The organism is Methylobacterium sp. W2 (genome assembly GCF_020662345.1).
In the GTDB taxonomy this organism is placed as follows: domain Bacteria; phylum Pseudomonadota; class Alphaproteobacteria; order Rhizobiales; family Beijerinckiaceae; genus Methylobacterium.
Window position 1 is genome coordinate 15381 of sequence record NZ_VMOA01000045.1, and the last position, 21008, is coordinate 36388.

18 protein-coding genes are annotated in these 21008 nt (G+C 67.9%); 13 read left to right on the forward strand and 5 right to left on the reverse strand.

The genetic code is table 11. The features are described from left to right. Nucleotides 1-2 precede the first annotated feature (2 nt). The 4 genes from FPV16_RS20800 (at nucleotide 3) to panB (ending at nucleotide 3024) form a co-directional block, all read left to right on the forward strand. Entirely contained in the window at nucleotides 3-614 is a 612-nt protein-coding gene (locus FPV16_RS20800; RefSeq protein WP_413629330.1) for a rhodanese-like domain-containing protein, read from the forward strand. Between the two features lie 77 nt (nucleotides 615-691). Continuing rightward, entirely contained in the window at nucleotides 692-1072 is a 381-nt protein-coding gene (locus tag FPV16_RS20805; RefSeq protein ID WP_227440267.1) for a thioredoxin family protein, read from the forward strand. 50 nt (nucleotides 1073-1122) lie between these two features. Continuing rightward, the gene (locus FPV16_RS20810) at nucleotides 1123-1842 is read left to right on the forward strand and encodes a cytochrome c biogenesis CcdA family protein (RefSeq protein WP_227440268.1); all 720 of its coding nucleotides are present in this window, start codon (nucleotides 1123-1125) and stop codon (nucleotides 1840-1842) included. Nucleotides 1843-2199: 357 nt separating this feature from the next. Beyond that, nucleotides 2200-3024 (forward strand): 3-methyl-2-oxobutanoate hydroxymethyltransferase, encoded by an 825-nt coding sequence (gene panB, locus FPV16_RS20815; protein ID WP_227440269.1) that lies wholly within the window; start codon nucleotides 2200-2202, stop codon nucleotides 3022-3024. A gap of 246 nt (nucleotides 3025-3270) precedes the next feature. On the opposite strand, the gene FPV16_RS20820 is transcribed toward panB, so the two are convergent. Next, the gene (locus tag FPV16_RS20820; protein ID WP_227440270.1) at nucleotides 3271-3456 is read right to left on the reverse strand and encodes a hypothetical protein; all 186 of its coding nucleotides are present in this window, start codon (nucleotides 3454-3456) and stop codon (nucleotides 3271-3273) included. Nucleotides 3457-3549: 93 nt separating this feature from the next. Continuing rightward, nucleotides 3550-4869 carry an oxalate/formate MFS antiporter gene (gene oxlT, locus FPV16_RS20825; protein WP_227440271.1) on the reverse strand — a complete coding sequence of 440 codons (1320 nt, stop codon included), beginning with the start codon at nucleotides 4867-4869 and terminating at the stop codon, nucleotides 3550-3552. A 549-nt stretch (nucleotides 4870-5418) separates the two neighbouring features. Between oxlT and FPV16_RS20830 the strand changes: the two genes are divergently transcribed. From FPV16_RS20830 to FPV16_RS20870, 9 genes are all read left to right on the forward strand, one after another. Then, a complete protein-coding gene (locus FPV16_RS20830; protein ID WP_227440272.1) occupies nucleotides 5419-7677 on the forward strand; it encodes a TonB-dependent siderophore receptor in 2259 nt (752 codons plus the stop codon). A gap of 158 nt (nucleotides 7678-7835) precedes the next feature. After that, nucleotides 7836-9395 (forward strand): PepSY-associated TM helix domain-containing protein, encoded by a 1560-nt coding sequence (locus FPV16_RS20835; protein ID WP_227440273.1) that lies wholly within the window; start codon nucleotides 7836-7838, stop codon nucleotides 9393-9395. 158 nt (nucleotides 9396-9553) lie between these two features. Further along, on the forward strand, nucleotides 9554-10612 hold the full coding sequence (ada, locus tag FPV16_RS20840) for a bifunctional DNA-binding transcriptional regulator/O6-methylguanine-DNA methyltransferase Ada (protein WP_227440288.1): 1059 nt from the start codon (nucleotides 9554-9556) through the stop codon (nucleotides 10610-10612). Between the two features lie 102 nt (nucleotides 10613-10714). After that, nucleotides 10715-10990, forward strand: coding sequence for a hypothetical protein (locus FPV16_RS20845; protein ID WP_227440274.1), 276 nt, complete (start codon nucleotides 10715-10717; stop codon nucleotides 10988-10990). 238 nt (nucleotides 10991-11228) lie between these two features. Then, nucleotides 11229-12371 (forward strand): acyl-CoA dehydrogenase family protein, encoded by a 1143-nt coding sequence (locus tag FPV16_RS20850; RefSeq protein WP_227440275.1) that lies wholly within the window; start codon nucleotides 11229-11231, stop codon nucleotides 12369-12371. 37 nt (nucleotides 12372-12408) lie between these two features. After that, a complete protein-coding gene (locus FPV16_RS20855) occupies nucleotides 12409-13512 on the forward strand; it encodes an LLM class flavin-dependent oxidoreductase (RefSeq protein WP_227440276.1) in 1104 nt (367 codons plus the stop codon). Next, on the forward strand, nucleotides 13512-14453 hold the full coding sequence (locus FPV16_RS20860) for an ABC transporter substrate-binding protein (RefSeq protein ID WP_227440277.1): 942 nt from the start codon (nucleotides 13512-13514) through the stop codon (nucleotides 14451-14453). The genes FPV16_RS20855 and FPV16_RS20860 overlap by 1 nt, the downstream gene beginning before the upstream one ends. Nucleotides 14454-14479: 26 nt before the next feature. Next, on the forward strand, nucleotides 14480-15019 hold the full coding sequence (locus FPV16_RS20865) for a cupin domain-containing protein (protein ID WP_227440278.1): 540 nt from the start codon (nucleotides 14480-14482) through the stop codon (nucleotides 15017-15019). A gap of 25 nt (nucleotides 15020-15044) precedes the next feature. Continuing rightward, entirely contained in the window at nucleotides 15045-16007 is a 963-nt protein-coding gene (locus FPV16_RS20870; protein ID WP_227440279.1) for an aliphatic sulfonate ABC transporter substrate-binding protein, read from the forward strand. 93 nt (nucleotides 16008-16100) lie between these two features. Here the strand turns inward: FPV16_RS20870 and FPV16_RS20875 are convergent, their stop codons facing one another. The 3 genes from FPV16_RS20875 to FPV16_RS20885 all read right to left on the reverse strand — a co-directional run bounded on the left by FPV16_RS20875 (nucleotide 16101) and on the right by FPV16_RS20885 (nucleotide 20996). Then, nucleotides 16101-18302: a TonB-dependent siderophore receptor gene (locus tag FPV16_RS20875; RefSeq protein ID WP_227440280.1), complete on the reverse strand. Its 2202-nt coding sequence runs from the start codon at nucleotides 18300-18302 to the stop codon at nucleotides 16101-16103. Between the two features lie 450 nt (nucleotides 18303-18752). Next, the gene (gene fghA, locus FPV16_RS20880; RefSeq protein ID WP_227440281.1) at nucleotides 18753-19586 is read right to left on the reverse strand and encodes an S-formylglutathione hydrolase; all 834 of its coding nucleotides are present in this window, start codon (nucleotides 19584-19586) and stop codon (nucleotides 18753-18755) included. A gap of 273 nt (nucleotides 19587-19859) precedes the next feature. Continuing rightward, on the reverse strand, nucleotides 19860-20996 hold the full coding sequence (locus FPV16_RS20885; RefSeq protein WP_227440282.1) for an S-(hydroxymethyl)glutathione dehydrogenase/class III alcohol dehydrogenase: 1137 nt from the start codon (nucleotides 20994-20996) through the stop codon (nucleotides 19860-19862). Nucleotides 20997-21008 lie beyond the last annotated feature (12 nt).

Sequence of the window (21008 nt, forward strand, 5' to 3'; positions counted from 1 at the left end):
CGATGCCGAGCATGATCCGCCTGATCGGAGCCGCCTCCATCGCCCTCGTCGCCCTGTCGGGCGCTCCCGCGCCGGTCCAGGCGGCGAGCCCCGCCGATTCGCCGGTGAACGTGCCGGAGCCCGAGGGGTTCTGGACCGGGCCGCCGAAGGGCTACACGCCAAAAACCCTGACGGGCGCCACCGTGGTCGATATCGGCGCCCTCGACCGGCTCGTGGCCGCCGAGAAACCGGTGATGATCGACGTGGCCCTGGCCGACCGGAAGCCGGCGGGCTTTCCGGAGGATAAGCCCTGGCTGCCGGCCCACCGCTCGATTCCCGGCAGCGTCTGGATGCCCGGCGCGGGCGCGGCGCCCATGGACCCGGCGCGGGAGGCGCAGTTCCTCGCCCGCGTCGCCGACCTCACCGGCGGCGACAAGACGAAGCCGGTGGTGACCTTCTGCCACCCCGAATGCTGGGGCAGCTGGAATGCCGGCAAACGCCTGATCCAGAACGGCTATTCCCGCGTCTACTGGTTCGCCGACGGGGTCGAGGGCTGGCAGGATAGTCACGAGACGACGATCCTCAAGGTCGACGCCGCCTGGGCTGCCAAGCCCAGTGGCGAGGCACAGCGATAAAGACGGACGACAGGGACCGGCGCGCGGGATCGCCGCCGGTTCCGCCCCGCACACGATCCCCGATCGAGACAGCCCCGATGATCAGCCGTCGCGCCCTCCTCCTCACGACGGCCCTCCTCGCCATCTCAGGCGAGGGTCTCGCGGCCGAGCCGTTCGACGAGGCGGCCTTCGCCGCCGCTCAAGGTGCCGGCCGACCGATCATCGTGGAGGTGACGGCCCCCTGGTGCCCGATCTGCAAGACCCAGCGGCCGATCCTGAAGGCCCTGTCCGAACAGCCGCGCTTCAAGGATCTCGCGATCTACGAGATCGACTTCGATACGCAGAAGGCCCTGATGCGCCGGTTCGATGCGCGGATGCAGAGCACGCTCATCGCCTTCAAGGGACGCGACGAGGTCGGCCGTTCCGTGGGCGAGACGCAAGGCGAATGGATCGAGGCGCTGGTGGAGAAGGCGCTGTAGAGCGGCGCTGGGAATCCAGCGGGCATCCCTGTCATGAATACGTCCCTTCCATGAATGCCTCCCTCGGCCTCGCCTTCCTCGCCGGCCTGCTCACCATCCTGTCTCCCTGCGTGCTGCCGCTGCTTCCCATCGTCCTCGGTACGGCGGCCTCCGAGCACCGTTTCGGACCGGCGGCCCTGGCGTGCGGCCTCGCTGTGTCCTTCGTGGCGCTCGGCCTGTTCGTGGCGACGGTGGGTTTCAGCCTCGGCCTCGACGGCGACGTTTTTCGCCCGGTCGCCGCGCTCCTGCTCGTCCTCGTCGGTATTGTCCTCGTCGTGCCGGCTCTTCAGACCCGCCTCGCCGCCGCCGCCGGGCCGTTGAGCGACCGGGTGGAGCGGCGCTTCGGCGGGGTCGCGACCACCGGCCTTCCGGGCCAATTCGCCGTGGGCCTCCTGCTCGGCGCGGTGTGGAGTCCCTGCGTGGGGCCGACCCTCGGCGCCGCCTCGCTCCTCGCCGCGCAGGGCAAGGATCTCGTCGCGGTCGCGCTCACCATGCTGGTCTTCGGCCTCGGCGCCGCCCTGCCCCTGCTCGGCCTCGGCCTGCTGTCGCGACGGGTGCTGCTGGCGTGGCGGGCGCGGATGATGCAGGCGGGCAAGGGCCTCAAGGCCGCGCTGGGACTCGTCCTCGTCCTCACCGGATTGGCGATCCTGACGGGGGTCGACAAGCGTCTCGAAACGGTCCTCGTGGCGGCTTCGCCGGACTGGCTGACCGCCCTGACCACCCGTTTCTGAGGTATACCAAGCGGCCCCGTGTGGAAGAGCGCGACGTGCTGACGAATTCAGCACCATCAGGGGCTTATGAACCATAGTAGCCCGTTGACATGGCTCCGGTTGTGGCAGAATAAAGGCGCCGGAGACGGCCCGACGTCTAGGGAGGAAACGCCCGACAAGGGTTGCGACGACAGGCGACGCCATCGCCAAATCGTCAACATAAGATCCGTCAGCCTCTCCGATTTCTTGCATACAGTCGACCTGCATACAGGTGACCTCGACCGTCATCACGGCGCGTGATTTCGGGACCTCGAGCGTATAGACATCCCCGACGCGCCTCCGGCCCTTCGAGCCGTCGGCCGAACCGGGGTGAGATCGATGTCGCAAGTCGTGCAGTCACGCCGCATCCGTGCCGTGGACCTCGCCAAGCGCAAGGCCGAAGGGCGCAAGATCATCGCGCTGACGGCCTACCATGCCCATACCGCCAGCATCCTCGATCCCCATTGCGATTTCATCCTCGTGGGCGATTCCCTCGGCATGGTCATGCACGGGATGGAAACGACCCTGCCGGTGACCCTGGAGATGATGATCGTCCAGGCCCAGGCCGTGATCCGTGGCACCTCGAAGGCCCTCATCGTCGTCGACATGCCGTTCGGCTCCTACGAGGCGAGCCCGCAGCAGGCCTTCATGAGCGCCGCCCGCGTGCTGAAGGAGACCGGCGCCGGCGCGATCAAGATGGAGGGCGGCGCGCGGTTCGCCGAGACGGTCAGCTTCCTGGTGGAGCGGGGCATCCCGGTGATGGGCCATATCGGCCTCACCCCCCAATCCGTGAACACGATGGGCGGGTTCCGCGTGCAGGGACGCGGCGAGGACGGCGAGCGCAAGCTGATGCAGGACGCCCAGGCGATCAGCGATGCGGGGGCCTTCGCCATCGTCATGGAGGGCATCGTCGAGCCGGTGGCCCGCGCCATCGCCACGAACCCCTCGATCACCACGGTGACCATCGGCATCGGCGCCTCCACCGCCTGCGACGGCCAGATCCTCGTTCTCGAGGACATGCTGGGCCTGAGCGACCGGGTGCCGAAATTCGTCAAGCGCTTCGGATCCCTACGCGGGCAGATCGAGGGTGCCGTGGAGGCCTATGCGGAAGAGGTCCGCGCCGGCCGCTTCCCGGCGGACGAACACACCTACGATCCCCTCTGAGCGCTCGTTTGATCGGATGTCTCGGCGGATGCTCAGGCTTAGGGGGATCATCCACCAGAGCAAATCATCCGATCAGGCCGCCTCATCCTGAGGTGCCCGCGTCAGCGGGCCTCGAAGGAGGCCTCCAGTGGTCGCGCGATCCCTGGAGCCCTCCTCCGAGGCCGCTCCGCGGCACCTCAGGATGAGGTAAAGCCTTGGACAGACGCCTGAAACAGGCGCCGAGTGCCGCCGGCGGTCCTCTCAGCATCAGCGAACGCCGCCCCCGAAGGCCGAGGCGATGTCGAACGTGCCGCCGAGCAGAGTGTCCAGGGTCACGATGAGCCCGAGGGCCGCGATGTAGAGGACCATGAACAGGTCCCTGTCCTCGCCCCCGGCCAGCACCAGGCCGGCGAAGGGAACGGATTGAAGCGCCAGGATGGCGGCAGCGTGCATGGGGCGGACCTCGTCGGGTCGGGGACATCCCCCACCCCTCGGTCGAGGAGGCGGGGTCTTCGAGAACCGGGCCGATGACGCGACCCGGACAGATCAGCCGGGCGACCGTGCCAGCGCGGACTCTGGCGCGGTTACCGGAGCAGGAGCCGGGCCTTGCGCGAGGTAGCGCGCCCGCATCGGCCGAAGCACGAACAGCGCCAGCGCCGCCGCCGCCACGTTCAGCCCGATGATGATCGAGAACACCGCCGACCAGCCGTAGGTTGCGGAGATCACGCTCGCCACCGGCACGAGGAACGAGGCCGTCCCCTTGGCGGTGTAGAGCAGGCCGGCATTGGTGGTGGCGAAGGTGGAGCCGAACGTGTCGCCGCAGGTGGCGGGAAACAGCGAGTAGATCTCGCCGAAGACGCCGAAATAGATCGCCGTCGAGAATACGAAGACCAGCGGGTTGGTGCCGTAGCTCAGGAGCAGGACGATCGCGGCCGCGGCCGTCGCGAAGGCGATGACCATCGTGTTCTCGCGCCCGATCGTGTCGGAGACGAACCCGAAGAACGGGCGCCCGAACCCGTCGAAGATCCGGTCGAGGGAGATGGCGAAGGTCAGCGCCGCCATCTGCAGGCCGAACAGGCTGACGGGCACATCGGCGACCCGGAAGTCATGGGCGATGGGCGCGATCTGCGCGGCCGCCATAAGGCCGCCCGAGGCCACCATCACGAAGATCGCGTACATCACCCAGAAGACCGGGGTGCGCACCACCTCGCGCGGCGTGCGGTCGACCTTGGTCTGCGGCAGGCGCAGGCTCTTGCGCTGCATCGGCACGGCGACGGAGGGCTTGCGCAGCAGGAACGACAGCAGGACCACGATGGCGCCCTGGCCGAGGCCGAAATACAGGAAGGCGTCCTGGTAGCCGCTGCTGGCGATCATCTTGGCGATCGGCACCACCGTCACCGCGGCGCCCGCACCGAACCCGGCCGCCGTGGCGCCGGCGGCGAGGCCGCGCCGATGCGGGAACCATTTCAGGGCGTTGCCAACGCAGGTGCCGTAGACCGAGCCGGCGCCGATGCCGCCGACCACGGCCGCGCCGTAGAGCATCCACAGGGACGAGGCCTGGGAATTGATGAGCCAGGCCAGCGCGATCATCACGCCGCCGAAACAGACCACGATGCGCGGGCCGTAGCGATCGACGAACCAGGCCTCCACCGGTACCAGCCAGGTCTCGGTGGCGACGAAGATCGTGAAGGCGAACTGGATCGCCGCCCGGCCCCAGTGGAACTTGGCGTCGATGGGATCGACGAAGAGGGTCCAGCCGTATTGCAGGTTGGCGATCATCGCCATGCACAGCACGCCGAAGGCGAGCTGCCACCATTTGGCGGAGGGCGGGTCCTGGCGTTCCGCCCCGGTATCCGTTGTTGCCATCCCTGAATCCATTCTTGCTTGATGATGCGTGGCGTCCCCGGACCGCATCATGCATCAAAATTCAAGGCATACAATATACCACGGATTAAAATTCAGGATCGTTCGTGGCGATGCAAACGCGGCCCGGTCTGCGATGCGGGAATGTTGCGCGACGATCACGCTCCACACCAAAACGGCGATCCCGTTTCAACGCGATTTCGGGGACAATCTCCCCCGACAAGCAACCCTCGGTTGCCCCCGCTCTCGGGACGAGGCCCAGCGGGAGCCTCGATCGGGGTTGGAAACCGCCTCAACGAGGCCAACAACGGAGTGCCACTGAAAGTATAAAACCGTACTTTAGATCTATAACAGTTCCAGAAGATAGAACTTGCATGCACATTATCTTATTTGCCAGATGAATGCAGAACACGAGTTCGAGAGCAGTCGTTCTTTACAACGTTTCTGATCTCATCAAATTCTGGCAAATCGGGTCCCGCTGTGCATCAGCTCTCGCTCAATCATCGTGGCCAAGCCGCGCTATCGTCCGTTCGCGGGCATGTCATCCTTGCTATGCTGTCGAGCGTCGCCGTCCTGGCCGTTCTGTCGAAACCAGTCTTGGCGCAGAACGCGGACCACGCGGTCACCCTCGATACCTTGTCGGTCGACGGAGTAGGCGGCCGGCCGAGCGCATCGGGAGCGGATGCCGGCGGTCCCGTCGGCCCGGTCCGAGGCTATACCGCCACGCGCAGCATCGTCGGCACCAAGACGGACACGCCTATTCTCGAAACCGCCCAGTCGATTTCCGTCGTCTCCCGCAAGCAGATCGAAGATCAGAACGCGCTGACCATCAACCAGGCCCTGCGCTACACGCCGAGCGTCACCACCGAGCAGCGCGGCGGCTCCGGCTCGACCCGGCTCGAGCAGTTCCTCATCCGCGGATTCACGGCCCCCCTCTTCCTCGACGGCATGCGCCTGCCGAGCAACCGCGACGCCGGCCCGTCCGTCGATCCGTTTCGCCTGGAACGCGTAGACATCATCAAGGGGCCGGCCTCGGTCCTCTACGGGCAGTCGGGTCCGGGCGGGATCGTCAACCTCGTGAGCAAGGTTCCGTCCTTCGTCCGCCACGGCGAAATCTTCATCCAGGGCGGCGATTACAACACCGTGCGCGGCGGCGTCGATGTCGGCGGCCCGGTCGAGGGCCACAGCGTCCTTGCGGACCAGTTCGCCTACCGCATCATCGCCGCGGGCTGGAACGCCGACGGCCCGGCCAAGACCACCTCCATCGAGCGCAGCTTCATCAATCCCAGCGTCACGTGGCGGCCCTCCGCGGACACCTCGCTGACGGTCATCGGCCTGTACCAACGCGACCCCTATTCCGGCTATTACGGCGCCCTGCCCGCCAAGGGCACGCTGCTCCCCTCGAATTTCGGCGTCGCCAACGGGCCGCTCGGCCGCCTGCCGCGCAACTTCTACGACGGCGACCCGAATATCGAGCGCTCCGACCGCACCCAGGCCTCGGCGACGTACATCTTCGATCACCGTTTCGACGAGGGGATCCGCGTCCACTCGTCGGGGCGCTTCCTGCGCACCCTCGGCGATTACCGCAGCCTCTACGACGCCATCTCGAACAACCTCGCCTGGAACGGTCGCTTTCTCGGGCGGGCCATGGGCGGCACGAACGTGGCCATCGATGCCTTCACCAACGACAATAACCTCGTAGCTAAGTTCGACACCGGCCCGATCGCCCATACCGTCCTCGTAGGGCTCGATCATCAGACGCTCTATACGAAGACCTACGGCACGCCGTTCGTGAACGCGCCCTCGCTCGACCTTCTCAATCCGGTCTACGGTGTGGAGGCTTCCTTCCCGGCTTTCTCGGGCCACACCGACATCACGTCGCAGCAGACCGGGATCTATTTCCAGGATCAGCTCAAGATCGACCGGCTGACGCTCACCCTCGGCGGACGTTACGACTGGGCGAGCCAGACCGGTCCCACCCGAGACCCGGCAGGCAAGGTCGTCAGCGCGCAGGATGCTCCGAGCGAAGCCTTCACGGGTCGGGCGAGCCTGCTCTACCTCTTCGACAGCGGCATCGCCCCCTATGTGAGCTATTCGGAGGCTTTCGAGCCGCTGGTCTCGGGGCAGATCTATAACGGTAATCCGACCTTTGGCCGCCTGCCCGACCCGATCACGAGCCGACAGTTCGAGGCCGGCGTGAAGTACCAGCCCCCCGGCACCGACATCCTGCTCACGGCCGCCGCCTTCGACATCAAGCGCCAGAACTCGCTTTCTCCAGACCCCAACAGACTGAACTTCTCGGTCCAGACCGGCGAGGTGAGCGTTCAGGGCGTCGAGTTCGAGGCACGGGCCAACATCACGGAGAACCTCACCGTCATCGGCGGCTTCTCCCTGATCGATGCCGTCAACTCGGCGGGAACCAGCAAGACGACGAACGAAACCACCGGGCAGAGCGTGAATCTCCTCGGCCTGCGCCCGATCCAGGTGCCGGACACCACGATCTCGCTCTTCGGCAACTACCAGGTCCGCACGGGCATGTTCGCCGGGCTCGGCTTCGGTGGCGGGTTCCGCTATCTCGGGGGCTCGCAGGGCGATGCCGCCAACAGCTTCAAGGTGCCGGCCAACCTCGTCGTCGATGCCGTCGCATCTTATGACTTCAGCTACCTGTCGCCGAGCCTGAAGGGCGTGCAGTTGCAGGTCAACGCCCAGAACCTCCTCGACGAGACCTACGTGCAATCCTGTGCCTACCAAGCCTGGTGCTGGTACGGTGCGCCGCGCACCGTGCTCGCGACGCTCCGGTATCGCTGGTAGACCATGGCCGCGCGGCGGGCCGCATCCGGAGGGCGGAACGTGCCTGCGGCACGCCCTTCGGTCTTGCGCGCCGCCGCGCCTCGACCGAGACCGCTTGAGAGCGACATGCCTGGGGAAGACATGCCCGGGGAATGCGACATGCCTGGAGGATGTGCGGCATGAAGAACGGCCTTCGCCAATCCATGGCCTGGCTGCACGCCTGGTCCGGCCTCGTGGTCGGCTGGGTGCTGTTCGCCGTCTTCGTCACCGGGACGGCGAGCTACTACCGCACCGACATCACGGCCTGGATGCAGCCGGAACTGCGCCGGGAATCGGCGGAGACCGCCCTCGACCTGCCCCGCGCGGCCGAGATCGGGATCGCCCATCTCCAGGCGCATGCCGTGGGCGCGCGGACCTGGTCCATCGGCCTGCCGCAGCCGGACCGGCCGATCATCGACCTGTTCTGGCGGACGAAGCCGGGGGTGCCCCCGAGCATCGTTCAACTCGACGGGCGCACGGGCGAGCCGGCCTCCTTCAGAAAGACCAGGGGCGGCGACTTCCTCTACCGCTTCCATTTCGAGCTGCACATGGCACCGCTCTGGGGACGCTGGATCGTCGGCATCTGCGCGATGGTCATGCTGGTGGCGCTCATCAGCGGCATCATCACCCATCGCCGGATCTTCGCCGATTTCTTCACCCTGCGCCGGGACAAGTCGGCCCAGCGCGGCTGGCTCGACGCGCATAACGTCACCGGCGTTCTGGCGCTGCCCTACCACCTGATGATCACCTATACGGGCATCGTCACCCTGGCGATGATGTACATGCCCTGGGGCGTCACCGCCGCCTATAAGGGCGATGCGACGCGCTTCTACGCCGAGACGTCCCAGATCACGACGCAGCGCCCGCCCGTCGGCCAGCCCGGAACCCTCGCCCCGATCGGGCCGGTGGTTGCCCGTGCCGTGGCGACGATCCACGAACCGCTGGAGCGCCTGTCCATCGTCAATCCGGGCGATGCCGGGGCCACCGTGGTCGCGATCTTCGAGGAGCCGCACGGGCTCGCCCATCAGCATCCGCAGATCGCCTTCGACGGCACCACCGGCGAGATCGTCGAGATCCTGCAGGGCGGGCTGAAGCCGGCGGCCAAGACCTTCACCACCATGGTCGGCCTGCACGAGGCCCATTTCGCCGGGCCAGCCCTACGCATCCTGTTCTTCCTCTGCGGCCTGATGGGATGCGTCATGGTGGCGAGCGGCCTGATCCTGTGGTCGGTCGCCCGGCTGCCGAAACCCGGCGAGACCGCGTTCCTCGGCCTTCGCGTGGTGCAGGCCCTCAACATCGGCACCGTCATCGGCCTGCCGGCGGCGATCGCCGTGTACTTCCTCGCCAACCGGATCCTCCCTCCAGACCTCGCCGGTCGCCTCGACTGGGAGGTACGGGCCTTCTTCGCCGCCTGGATCGCGATGAGCGTGGTTCCGCTGTTCCGGCCCCACCGGGCCGCATGGCGGGAGATGGCCCTCGTCACCGCGGCCCTGTTCCTCGCCGTGGCCCTGGTGGACCTCGCCGCCGCCGCCGCGCCCTCGCCGAGCGCCCTGCTGCGGCACGACCCGCGCTTCCTCTGGTTCGATGCGGCCATGGTGGCCCTCGCGGGGCTGTTCGCCCTGGTTGCCCGCAAGGTGGCGCGGTTCCAGACCCGCACCCGCGCAAAATCCGCCCCCGTCGGCGCGCCGAGGACGGCCTGAATCCAGATTGAGCGAAAGCCGGAGCAAGAACCGGGATGCGATCCCAGGTCCTCGGGGGCAGGATGACGGGAGGAGACGGCGCCCGATCCGCGCCGGCTTCGCCCGCTCAGGAGATCGCCCCCGTGCCCGTCCGCGAATCCACGTCCGTCCCGGAGGTCATGCCCGTTTCCGAGACCGGCGATGCGGCGAGATGGGCCGCCCTCGCGTCCCGCGACGGGGCCGCAGACGGTCGCTTCGTCTATGCGGTGCGCACGACGGGAATCTATTGCCGGCCGAGTTGCGCGGCGCGCCCGGCACGGCGCGAGAATGTCAGCTTCCATGCCACCTGCGCCGAAGCGGAGGCGGCCGGCTTTCGCGCCTGCAAGCGCTGCCGGCCCAATGAGCCGAGCCTCGCCGCCCGCCGGGCGGAGGCCGTCGCCCGCGCCTGCCGCCTCATCGACACATCCGAGACGGTCCCAGGCCTCGGTGCCCTGGCGGAGGCGGCCGGGCTCAGCGCGTTCCATTTCCACCGGGTGTTCAAGACGGTCACCGGCGTGACGCCGAAGGCCTATGCGGCGGCGCGACGCGCGGATTCCCTCACGTCGGGATTAAGCCAGGCCGCCTCGGTGACACAGGCGATCTACGAGGCCGGATACGCCTCGCCGAGCCGTTTCTATGCCGACGCGACGGACCGCCTCGGCATGGCCCCGAACATCTACCGCCGGGGCGGCGAGGGCGTCGCGATCCGGTTCGGCATCGGCCAATGCGCCCTCGGCGCCATCCTGGTGGCGGCGACAGCCAAGGGACTCTGCGCCGTCCTGCTCGGGGACGATCCCGACATCCTCGTCCGCGACCTCCAGGACCGTTTCCCGAAAGCCGAACTCTCCGGCGGCGATTCGGCCTTCGAGACGTGGATGGCGCAGGTGGTGGGGTTCGTCGCCTGCCCCTCGCGCGGTCTCGACCTGCCGCTCGACATCGGCGGCACCGCCTTCCAGCAGCGGGTCTGGGACGCCCTGCGCAGGATCCCCATCGGCACCACCGCGACCTATGCGGAGATCGCCCGCGCCATCGGCGCGCCGGCGGCCACCCGTGCCGTGGCGCGGGCCTGTGGCGCGAACCCCATCGCCGTGGCAATTCCCTGCCACCGGGTGGTCCGTTCGGACGGGTCGCTCTCCGGCTACCGCTGGGGCGTCGCGCGCAAGCGCGACCTCCTCACCCGCGAGGGCGCCGCCCCCTGACCGCGACATTCGCGCACTGATATCGATGACCGCGCTACCCCATCCGGAGGATGTGGCGCGCACCGTCCCGTGGCATGACCGTCCCCGGAGAGGGAGAATGCCGTGACGAGCGCCGCGACGCCGGATTTCTACTGGCTGGGTTTCGAAGCCTACGGGCGTGGCGAGACCATCGACCGCGCCCCGGGCGGCGAGGAATCCGCCGAGCGGCTGGATTGGATCGACGGCTGGGAGTTCGGCAAATTCGCCTCCGCCGCCAGCTCCGACCCCGACGATCTCGACGACGCCGAGCCGCCGCCGCTTGCCGAAGCGCATCCGTCCGCGCCGCAGGATCGTTTGTTTTGTCGAACGATCCCAAGCGAACGCGCGCGGACCAGATGACGGCCGGCGACGGTCGATACAGGCATTTTCTCCTCGTCCAACGGCTTCGGGGAAACGACTTCCGGCTCGTCGAGCGGTAGCAGCAAGAGCCTTCTCCGATCTGTCGTTCTTAAAAAAGAACGTTCTCGTTGACAGGACGGGGTTTCGGCAGGACCATCCCGGCACTCGGTCAGGGCCATCGAGCGGGTCTGTCCCGTGCGCCCGGCCCTCCGATCCGTCCGAAGAATCCCGCCTCCCCATGATCCTTGCCCCGCCTCTGCGCGACACCGCCGAAGGGCTCGCCCGGCTTTTCGCCGAACGGGCCGAAGGGCACGACCGCGCCGGCCGATTCGCGCATGACAACATCGCCGACCTCAGGAATGCCGGCCTGCCGGGATTGATCGTGCCGCGCCGGCTCGGCGGTGGCGGCGCGGGGCTCGGGGCAGCCGCGATGGTGGTCGGCACCCTGGCGCGGGGCGAGCCCTCCACCGCCCTGGTGGTCACCATGCACTTCCTCCAGCACGGGCTGATCCATGCGCGGGAACACTGGCCCCGGGCGATCGCCGACCGGCTCGGCCGCGCGGCGGTGGAGGACGGCGCACTCATCAACGCCCTGCGGGTGGAACCCGAGCTCGGCACCCCCGCCAGGGGCGGCCTGCCGGAGACGGTGGCGCGGGCGACGGCCACGGGCTGGCGCGTCAGCGGCCGGAAGATCTACTCCACCGGCAGCCCGGGCCTCACCCACGGCCTCGTCTTCGTCCGCACCGACGAGGCGGAGCCGCGCATCGGCAACATCCTCGTGCCCATGGCCTCGCCGGGCATCCGCATCGAGGAGACCTGGGACCATCTCGGCCTGCGCGCCAGCGGCAGCCACGACGTGATCTTCGAGGATGTGGAGGTGCCGGCCGACCATGCGGTGGACCTTCGCCCGCCCGAAGGCTGGCGCAAGGCCGATACCGACCAGCAGGCCTGGAGCACGACGATGCTGTCGGCGCTCTATGACGGCGTCGCCCGCTCGGCGCAGGCCTGGTTCATCGCCTTCGCCAGGGACCGCAAACCCGGAAGCCTCGGCCAGAGCCTCGCCACCCTGCCGCGTTTCCAGGATGCCATCGGCGAGAACGAGCGGCTACTCAGCGTCAATGCCCGCCTGATCCGCAGCGTCGCCGCGGAGGTGGACGGGGGCACCTGCCCCTCCGTCGCCGAATCCGGCTTCCTCAAGGCCACCGTCACCGAGAACGCGATCCAGGTGGTCCAGCGGGCCGTGGAGCTCGCCGGCAATCCCGGCCTGTCGCGGGCGAACCCGCTGGAGCGCCACCTGCGCGACGTCCTGTGCGGGCGCATCCACTGGCCGCAGGCCGATGCGGTCCGCGTGTCCGCCGGCCGCGCCGCCCTCGGGCTTTGACATCACCGCCCCTTCCGACACGGACAAGGAGATCGCAATGAACTTCCTTCCAGCCGACGCCGTCGAGTTCATCGGCTTCGCCGCCCCGCGCTACACCTCCGAGACCCATGCGGCTTCGGGGCCGGCCATCGACCGCGACTACCTGCGCCTCCTCGCCCAGGCGCATGAATGGGGCGGGTTCGACCGTATCCTGGTCGCTTTCTACGCGACCCAGCCCGACGCGCTGCTGCTCTCCGCCCAGATCGCGGCGGTGACCGACCGGATCGGCCTGATGATCGCCCACCGCACCGGCTTCACCGCGCCGACGGTGGCTGCGCGCCAATTCGCGACCCTCGACCAGCTGACCGGCGGGCGGGTCGCCATCCACGCCATCAGCGGCGGCGACGACCGGGAGCTGGCGCAGGACGGCGACCACCTCACCAAGGACGAGCGCTACGCCCGCACCGACGAGTTCCTAACCATCGCCCGGCAGGTATGGACCGCCGAGGCGCCGTTCGATTTCGCCGGCGCGCATTACCGGATCGACCGCGGCTTCTCCGAGGTGAAGCCGGTGGACCCGCGCGGCATCCCGGTCTTCTTCGGTGGCGCCTCGCCCGCCGCCATCGCTGTCGCCGGGCGGCACGCCGACACCTACGCCCTGTGGGGCGAGAGCCTCGATCAGGTGCGGGAGGCGATCTCCAGGGTCCGGGCGGCGGCTGCCCCCCATGGCCGCGACCCGCGCTTCAGCCTGTCGTTCCGGCCGATCCTGGCCGCGACGGAGGAGGAGGCCTGGGCGAGGGCCGAGGACATCCTGGCGCAGACGCGCGCCACACGCGCCGCCAGGGGGCTCGGCCCGGCACCAGCGCCCGAGAACGAAGGCTCGCGCCGCCTGCTCGCGGCGGCCTCTCAAGGATCCAGGCTCGACAAGCGCCTCTACACCGCCATCGCGAGGGAGACGGGGGCCTCGGGCAATTCCACCGCCCTCGTCGGCACGCCGGAGCAGGTCGCCGACGCCCTCCTCGACTATCACGACCTCGGAGTGCAGACCTTCCTGATCCGCGGCTTCGACCCGCTGGAAGACGCCATCGCCTATGGCCGCGACCTGATCCCCGCCTTCAAGCGGCTCCTCGCCCAGCGTGGCGCGCGGGCGGAGGCAGCCTGATGCGCGCCCTCATCGCCATCCTCGCCGTGCTGGCGTTCACCGGCATCGCCTGCGCCGACGAGACGGTCCTTCGCGTCGGCGACCAGCGCGGCAACGCCCGCGCGCTGATGGAATCGGCCGGCGTCCTCGCCGACCTTCCCTACAAACTGGAATGGAGCGAGTTCCCCGCCGCCGCCCCTCTCCTCGAAGCCCTGAACGCCGGGGCGATCGATGCCGGCGGGGTCGGCGACGCACCCTTCACCTTCGCGGCCGCCGCCGGGGTTCCGGTGAAGGCCTTCGTCGCCTTCCGCAACAAGCAGGACGGTCTGGCGATCCTCGTCGCCAAGGATTCACCGATCAAGACGGTGGCCGACCTGAAGGGCAAGAGCATCGCCACCAATCGCGGCTCCATCGGCCATCAGGTGGTGCTGGCAGCACTGGAGGAGGCGGGCCTGCCGGCCAATGCCGTGACCCTGCGCTTCCTGCCGCCGGCGGATGCCAAGATCGCGCTGGCCAGCGGCAGCGTCGATGCGTGGTCGACCTGGGAGCCCTATACCTCCACCGCCGAACTCGCCGGCCTCGCCCGCGTGGTCCGCGACGGCAACGGCATCACGCCGGGCCTGAGCTTCGCGGTGGCGAGTGATTCCGCCTTGAAGACCAAGCGGGCGCAGCTCGCCGATTTCGGGCAGCGCCTGGTGAAGGCACGGGAATGGGCGCTCAAGGACCCGGCCCCCTATGCGGCGGTGTGGTCGAAGCTCATCGGCCTGCCGGAGACCGTGCCCCTGCGCTGGTTCTCGCGGGCGGAGTATCGGGCGGTGCCCATCGACGACGCGGTGATCGCCGACGAGCAGCGCAACATCGACCTCTATGTCCGCTCCGGGCTGATCCCCGCCGCGCGGGCGCCGCGCGCCGCGCTTATCCTCGACCGGAGCTTCGAACCGCCAGCGATCGCGGTACGTTGAAACGATTGCCGCCGAGGACCGGACCCATGCACGACCCTTCCGACCACAGCCACGACCACGCCCATTCCGACCACGACCACGCGCATGAGCACGAGGCGGCGCCCGCCCCCGAGCGCTGGAAGCATGACGGCGTGCGGGTGATCCCCGGCGACAAGCTCGATTCCAACACCGCCCAGACGCCGGGCATGTTCCGGCAGGCGGCGATCAACCATGCCCGCGTCGGCGCCCAGAAGATCTGGGCGGGCACGGTGGCGATCGCCCCCGACGCCAAGACCGGCGTGCACCATCACGGCGCCCTGGAAAGCGTGATCTACGTGGTCTCCGGCCGCGCCCGCATGCGCTGGGGCGACAAGCTGGAATTCGTGGCCGAGGCCGGCCCCGGCGACTTTATCTTCGTGCCGCCCTACGTGCCACACCAGGAGATCAACGCCGATCCGGACCAGCCCCTGAACTGCGTCCTGGTGCGCTCCGACAACGAGGCGGTGGTGGTCAACATCACCGATGTCGAACCCGTGGAACGGCCCGAGACGGTCCACTGGGTCGACCCCATCCACAAGCATCCCTGACCCGTCGCCTGCGAGACCTCCTTTCATGATCCATCGTCGTCACGCGCTGCAGGCCGCCGCCGCGCTGAGCCTCCTCGCCCTCGCTCCGGGGGGCGCACGCGCCGCCGAGGCGAGGACGCTGCGCATCGGCTACCAGAAATCCTCGACGCTGATCGCCCTGCTCAAGCAGGACGGCAGCCTGGAAAAGGCGCTGGAGCCCCTCAAGGTCGGTCTCACCTGGCACGAATTCACCAGCGGCCTGCCAGTGATGGAGGCGCTTAACGCAGGCCAGATCGACCTCTCGGCGGACGTGGCCGACACGGTGCCGATCTTCGCCCAAGCCGCCAATGCGCGGATCACCTACGTGGCGCAGGAGGCCGCCTCCCCCGCCGCACAGGCCATCGTGGTGGGGGCCGACTCGCCCATCAAGACGGTGGCGAACCTCAAGGGCCGCAAGGTCGCGGTGACGAAGGGCGCCGGCAGCCATTACCTGCTCCTCGCCGCCCTGAAGGCGGAGGGGATTCCGTTCAAGGCGATCACGCCCGCCTACCTCACCCCGGCAGACGGACGCACGGCGCTGGCCAGCGGCGGGGTCGAGGCCTGGGTCGCCTGGGACCCGTTCCTGTCGGCGGCCGAACTGCAATCGGGCGCCCGCATCCTGAAGGACGGCACCGGCCTGTCGCTCTACAAGCGCTACTACCTCGCCTCCGACGCCTACGCGGCCAAGCACGGCGACATCCTCGACATCGTCTTCGCCCGGCTGCGCGACACCGGAACCTGGGTGAAGGCCAACCCGGACGAGGCCGCCAACCGCCTCGGCGCCCTGTGGAAGCTCGACCCGGGCATCGTCGCCAAGGCCAATGCCCGCCGCACCTACGTCGTCGAGCCGGTGACCCGCGACGGGCTCTCCGAGCAGCAGACCATCGCCGATGCGTTCCGCGCCGAGGGCCTGCTGCCGCGCCCCGTCGATGCCTCGGCGCTAGGGATCTGGGCGCCGACCAAGTCCTGACGGTGCCGATCAAGTCCTGACGCCGCCCACAAAAAATCCCGATGAGCCCGGCTCATCGGGATCGGGGCGCTCCTCACCGCATGAGGGACGGGCTCACCACTTGTACGAGACGCTCGCCACGACTTTGCGCTGGGTGCCGTAGAAGCAGGCCGTGGCGGTCGAGCAGGACGACACGAAGCGCTTGTCGCCGATATTGATCACGTTCACGGCGGCGCGCCAGCCGGCGTAGTCGTAATGCACCGCCGCGTCGAAGGTCACGTATTCGGGCACGATGAGGCTGTTTGCCACGTCCGCATAGGACTGGCCGACATAGTTTACGCCGCCGCCGAAGCCGAAGCCTTTGAAGTCGCCGACCGGGATCGTGTAATCGGCCCAGAGCGAGGCGAGCGTCTGCGGGATGCCCACCGGGACCTTGCCGAGGTCGAGGACACTCCCCTCAATGGTGCGCAGACCGTAGAGCGTATAGGCGGCCGTGAGGTTCAGGCCCTCGGCAAGGGTCGCAGTGGCCGAGAGTTCGAAGCCGCGCGAGCGCACCGATCCGATCTGGATGTTGGTGAAGATACTATCCGGGTTCGGCGTCAGCGTGTTGTTGCGGACAAGGTCGAAGGCCGCGAAGGTGAAGAGCGTGTTCCAGCCGATAGGCTGGAACTTGGTGCCGATCTCGACCTGCTCGCCGGTCTCCGACTTGAACGGCCGGTTGGCCACGTCGGCCCCCGGCGTCGGATTGAAGGACGTCCCGTAGGTGATGTAGGGCGCCAGCCCATTGTCGAGATTGTAGATCAGGCCGAGCCGGCCGGTGAAAGCACTTTCGCTGAGCTTGGTTGAGTTCAGCGGGTTCAGCTTGTCGTCGATGCTGTTGTCGACGAAGTCCTGACGACCGCCGATGAGGAAGGTGAGGCGTTCGGTGAGCGCGATCTGATCCTGTGCGTAGAGACCGACCTGCTGGAGCTGCTGGTTCAGCACGCGGTAGGGGACGGGCGCGACCGCCGTCTGGAAGTAGCGCGGGAACAGGATGTTGAGATTCGGCGCCTGGGCGGGGAATGGGGTGGAAGCCTGGTTGTCCGAGAAGCTGTAACGCTTGTAATCGACGCCCATCAGCACGGTGTGCCCGAAGACGCCGTCGTTGAAGCGGGCCTCGGCCTGATTGTCGACGGTGAAGATGCTGGCGCGCGGCGTCGTCAGGAAGCCGTAGCGGGCGAGGTCGGTCTGGGCGGAATTGGCGTAGCCGTTGGCGACGTAGCGGGAATCCGAGACTTCCGTGAACGAGTAGCGGAAGTTCTGCCGCACGGTCCAGACATCGTCGACATGATGCTCGAACTCGTAGCCGAGATTGGCCTGGTTGCGGGTGTAGCGGTCCACCAGCGGATCGCTGGCGTTGAGCTTGCGGTCGATCCTGAGACCGGAGACATTGGTGCGCACGGTGCCGAAATACGGAAGGAACTGGCCGGCGCCACCGGTCTCGTCGCGCTGGAAGCTCGTGAGCACCGTGAAGGTGGTGGCGCCGTCGGGCTTATAGGTGAAGCTCGGCGCGATGTAGTAGCGGTCCTCCGGCGCGAAGTTCACCTGGGTGTCGCCGTTCTGGAAACGGCCGGTCAGGCGGTAGAACCAATGGCCGGAATCATCGGCCGGGCCGCCGAGATCGAAGGCGGCGTAGCGCTGGCTGAACGAGCCGCCGCCGAGCTCGAGATAGCGCAGGGGCGTGAAGGTCGGCCGCTTCGAGACGATATTGATGAGGCCGCCCACGGGGCTGCCGCCGAACAGGGTGGCGGCGGGACCGCGCAGCAGCTCGATGCGCTCGGCGCCGAACGGGTCGACGCGGAAATTGGCGAAGCCGGTCTGGAACAGCTGGAGCCCATCCCGGAATAGGCCGGATTCCGTGGCCGAGAAGCCGCGGATCAGGAACCAGTCGAGGCGCGTGTCGGGACCGAACTGGTTGGCGTAGATGCCCGGCGTGTAGCGCACGGCCTCGGACAGGGTCTGGGAGCCCTGTGCCTTGATCTGCTCGGCACCGACGACGCTGATCGATTGCGGCGTGCGGATGATCGGCGTGTCGGTCTTGGTCGCCGTGGCGCTGCGGGTGGCGACGTAGCCGTCCACCGGGCCGCGGGCGGTCTCGGGCGCGCGCCGCCCTTGACCCGCCGCTCCCGCTCCGTTCCCCGCACCCGAGCCTTCGACGCTCAAGGTGTCGAGCGTCACCGCCCGTTCCTGCGCCGAGGCGGCGCCGGTCAAGGCGAGCACGATGAGCGACACGCCGGCCGCGAGGGCTGCGGGACAGGCGAAGGAGGGCGACGACATGGGAGTGCGGCTCCGGATGACGGACAGCAGAACGCGCTCGCAGAAACGGCGAGCCTTGCCCTGCAGCGTTGTTTAGAATTATGCCAAACTACTGTAATACAACAGAAATTCGTGTCTCAGCCGTAGCTCTCGCCCCGGAGGCTTGCAAGATACCGCACACCATTCGCCGGTCCCCGTTGCTGGAGAGACACAGATCACGCAAGTTGTCGTTGACCAGAACACTCAGCCTGCGGACGCTCTCCAATCCCTGGACGAGGCGAGGACGCGGGGGCGGGCTTTTGGATTTAAGAACCCCTGTCGGGTGCGGGCCGTGGCGCCTTCTCGACGCGCCGCGGCGCGGAGTCCTGCAGGAGCCCGGCGGGGCGGAGCCCCGGACTGTGAGAGCGATGAGGGCCGAGGGTCCACATCCCCGGCGCAATCCGCCGGGGATGGGGTGATGTGCGGGTAGCCTTACTTCAGGCGCTCGGCGGCCCAGGCGATGTGGTCGTCCATGAAGGTCGAGATGAAGAAGTAGGAGTGATCGTAGCCCTCGCGCATGTTCAGAGTCAGGGGAATCCCGGCCTTCTCGCAGGCCTCTTCCAGGAGCCAGGGACGCAAGCCGTCCTGCAGGAAGCTGTCGGCGGTGCCCTGATCCACGAGGAACTCCGAAAAGCGCTTGCCGTCCTCGATCAGCGCGGTGGCATCATGCGCGCGCCAGGCCGCCTCGTTGGTCCCAAGATACTTCTCGAAGGCGGGCTTCGACCATCCGGCCGTGGAGGGCTGGGCGATGGGCGCGAAGGCCGAGCAGGACTTGAAACGGTCGGGATAGGTGAGCGCGATGGTCAGCGCGCCGTGGCCGCCCATGGAGTGGCCGAAGATGCCCTGGCGCGACATGTCGGCGGGGAAGTTCTCGGCGATGAGGGCGGGAAGCTCCTCGGTGACGTAGCTCCACATCCGGTAATTGGCGGCGTAGGGCGCCTCCGTCGCATCGACATAGAAGCCGGCGCCCGAGCCGAACTGCCAGTTGCCGGCCTCGTCCGGAATGTCGGCGCCGCGCGGGCTGGTATCAGGCGCCACGATGATGACGCCATGCTCGGCGGCGGCGCGGCGGTACTCGCCCTTGTCCATGACGTTGGCATGGGTGCAGGTGAGGCCGGACAGGTACCAGAGCACCGGAACCGGGCCGTTCTCGGCCTGCGGCGGCACGAACACCGCGAAGGTCATGGGACAGCCGGTGGTCTTGGCATCGTGCTTGTAGACGCCCTGCGTGCCGCCATGGGCGCGGGCCTTCGAGATGGTTTCCATGCGGTGATCTCCTGATGGGGGTGAGTGGATCGTCTTAAGCGAATCTCATCGGAAGGTGCGCATGCCCCTTCTCCCCGCACGCGGGGAGAGGGTCGCGGACACCTTGCCGTGTCCGCGACGAGCAGAGGCGAAGCCGAAGCGAAGGTGAGGGGGCGGTTTCGGAGGAGTCTCATGCGGAGGCGCCCCCTCACCGTCGGCTGCCGCCTCGACGCGCCGACGACAGGGTCGTCGCGTCCCTCTCCCCGCAAACGGGGAGAGGGGATGCTCACACGCTCAGTAAACCACCACCGAGCGGATCGACTTGCCTTCATGCATCAGGTCGAAACCGTGGTTGATGTCTTCGAGCGGCATGGTGTGGGTGATGAGATCGTCGATGTTGATCTTGCCCTCCATGTACCAGTCGACGATCTTCGGCACGTCGGTGCGACCGCGGGCGCCGCCGAAGGCCGAGCCCTTCCAGACGCGGCCGGTGACGAGCTGGAACGGACGGGTCGAGATCTCCTTGCCGGCCTCGGCCACGCCGATGACGATCGATTCGCCCCAGCCGCGATGGCAGCATTCGAGGGCTTGGCGCATGACGTGGACGTTGCCGGTGCAGTCGAACGAGAAGTCCGCGCCGCCGCCGGTCGCATCGAGGATTGCCGCGACCACGTGATCGTTGCCGACCTCCTTCGGGTTGATGAAGTGGGTCATGCCGAACTTGCGGGCCATCTCCTGCTTGTCCGGGTTGATGTCGACACCGATGATCTTGTCGGCACCGACCATCCGGGCGGCCTGGAGCACGTTGAGGCCGATACCGCCCAGACCGAACACCACGACGTTGGCGCCGGGCCAGACCTTGGCGGTGTAGATCACCGCGCCGATGCCGGTGGTCACGCCGCAGCCGATGTAGCAGATCTTGTCGAAGGGAGCGTCTTCGCGGATCTTCGCCAGCGCGATGGCCGGCAGGACCGTGAAGTTCGAGAAGGTCGAGCAGCCCATGTAGTGGAACAGGGTGTTCGAGCCGCCCGGGCTGCCGCCGGTGGAGGTGCAGGAGAAGCGCGAGGTGCCGTCCGGCATCACACCCTGGCCCTGCGTGGAGCGGATCGCGGTGCAGAGGTTCGTGCGCTGCGACAGGCAGGACTTACAGCTGCGGCATTCGGGGGTGTAGAGCGGGATGACGTGGTCGCCGACCTTCAGGTCCGTGACCCCTGCGCCGAGCTCGCGGACGATGCCCGCGCCTTCGTGCCCGAGGATCGCCGGGAACTTGCCCTCGGAATCGAGGCCCGACAGGGTGTAGGCATCGGTGTGGCAGATGCCGGTGGCCATCAACTCGATGAGAACTTCGCCGGCCTTGGGGCCTTCGATGTCGATGGTCTCGATGGTGAGGGGCTTCTTGGCCTCCCACGCGACCGCAGCGCGCGTCTTCATGTCATTATTCTC